The sequence below is a fragment of the Rhodobacter sp. P2_H5 genome, assembly GCF_056403335.1.
This window is the reverse complement of sequence record NZ_JBFUFS010000051.1, coordinates 1-1,506: the sequence shown is the minus strand read 5'-3', so window position 1 is coordinate 1,506 and position 1,506 is coordinate 1. Positions and strand designations below refer to the sequence as shown.

Annotated in this window: 4 protein-coding genes; all 4 read right to left on the bottom strand. The window is 62.4% G+C overall.

Features of this window, described 5'->3' with window-relative positions; translation table 11 throughout:
- Position 1 precedes the first annotated feature (1 nt).
- Positions 2 to 202, bottom strand: a complete 201-nt coding sequence (gene ccoS / locus AC1DVR_RS23350) for a cbb3-type cytochrome oxidase assembly protein CcoS (protein WP_478003017.1) — start codon at positions 200 to 202, stop codon at positions 2 to 4.
- Positions 199 to 996, bottom strand: coding sequence for a DUF2189 domain-containing protein (locus AC1DVR_RS23345; protein WP_478003016.1), 798 nt, complete (start codon positions 994 to 996; stop codon positions 199 to 201). The genes ccoS and AC1DVR_RS23345 overlap by 4 nt, the downstream gene beginning before the upstream one ends.
- A 10-nt stretch (positions 997 to 1,006) precedes the next feature.
- A complete protein-coding gene (locus AC1DVR_RS23340; RefSeq protein ID WP_478003015.1) occupies positions 1,007 to 1,156 on the bottom strand; it encodes a hypothetical protein in 150 nt (49 codons plus the stop codon).
- The coding region (locus AC1DVR_RS23335) for a c-type cytochrome (RefSeq protein WP_478003014.1) at positions 1,153 to 1,506 on the bottom strand (354 nt) is incomplete at its 5' end. The genes AC1DVR_RS23340 and AC1DVR_RS23335, both read right to left, overlap by 4 nt.

Sequence of the window (1,506 nt, the reverse complement as noted above, 5' to 3'; positions counted from 1 at the left end):
CTCAATTTGCCGGGCGCTCTTGGGCGTACGCCGGCTGCGAGCTTTGGGTCGGCGGAGAATCGGGTGCGTCGTTTGGCGCCAGAATGCGGGCGGCGGCGCCGTCGAGGTCGTCATATTGACCGCTTCGCAGGTTCCACAAGAAGGCACCGAGGGCGACCAGGCCGATTGTGAGCGAGACGGGGATCAGGAACAGATAGGTCATTGCTCTTCAGCCTCCGGTCCGGGGCGCAAGTCGACCCAGGCGTGCCAGGTGCCATAGCCCAGTACCGGAAAGATCACGATCAGTCCCAAGAGGCCGGTTATCGCACAAAGGGCAAAGCCCACTGTCACGATGATCGCCCACGGCAGAGCGCTGCGCAGGTTTTGGGTCGTCATGGCGAAGCTGGTGCCAAAGGCCGTCAAGGCATCGGTCCGCCGCCCCAGCAGCATGGGGATGGAGAATAGGCTGATTGCCATGGCAAAGGCGGCGAAAAGCCCGCCCACGGCTGACCCGGTGATGATCAGCGCCCAGCCTCGGGGGGTGGTCAGAAGCGCGGCCAACAGATGGTCAAACCCCGGAAATGGCAGCAGACCGTAGAACAGCGCATAGAGCAGGTCAGCTGCCCTGAGCCACAGCATGACCAGAAGGCACAAGAGCAGTCCCGCAAATGCCAGTTGCCCGGGCGAGCGCGGCTTGACCAACAGCATGTCGCGCAGTCGGCTTTGGCGGTCTCGGCTTTTCTGGTAGAGACCGCTTGCGAACAGGGGCCCTACCACCAGAAACCCTGAACTCGCTGGAAAGATCAGCCACAGTAGATCAGCCGCAATCAACCCCCCGATCACCAGCGCCGAAAGCGCAAAGACGACCACGCCGTACAACAGGCTTTCAACCGGGCTGTACCGGAAATCCGCCCAGCCCGCGGTGAGCCAGCGCAAGGCGGCATTCGCCGGCAAGGCACGCGCATAGCTGCGAGAGGGGCGCAGTCTTGGCTCGATCAGGGGCAGAGGCTCTAGCATGGATCACCTTTCAGCAATCTTGGGACGCAGAGGGTTTTCCCGGACTGACCGGAACGCAGCCTGGATGCGTGACGACGGCCAGCCGGATGAAGTTCCAATTGGCCACCACGAACAGGGCGACGGTCGCGGCAGCCACAATCCAGGCCAGCGTGCGCGTCATTTCGTCTGCCCTGCTTTCGATTGGCCCGCTTTCGAAAGCTCCGCCACGTAAAGCGCCAGCATGCGGATCTGGACCGTATCCAGGCGGCCCGCCCAGGTTGGCATCTTGCCTTGACGACCATACATCAGGGTTTGGTGAATGGATGCCGCATCGCCACCATAAAGCCAGTCGGCATCGGTCAGGTTCTGCGCGCCGGTATCCTTGACGCCCTTGGCATCGGCACCATGGCAGGCCGCGCAATTGTCCTGAAACAGTTTCGCGCCGGGTGACGGGTCGTTGGAAATCACGCCCTTCGAGAGGGTTTGGACATAGTCGGTCAGTGTGGCAATCTCTGCCCCGGTAAGCAGGCC

Bases quoted from the DNA above. Each gene is read 5' to 3' on its own strand.
- ccoS (WP_478003017.1), bottom strand. From the start codon at position 202: ATGACCTATCTGTTCCTGATCCCCGTCTCGCTCACAATCGGCCTGGTC.
- AC1DVR_RS23345 (WP_478003016.1), bottom strand. From the start codon at position 996: ATGCTAGAGCCTCTGCCCCTGATCGAGCCAAGACTGCGCCCCTCTCGC.
- AC1DVR_RS23340 (WP_478003015.1), bottom strand. From the start codon at position 1,156: ATGACGCGCACGCTGGCCTGGATTGTGGCTGCCGCGACCGTCGCCCTG.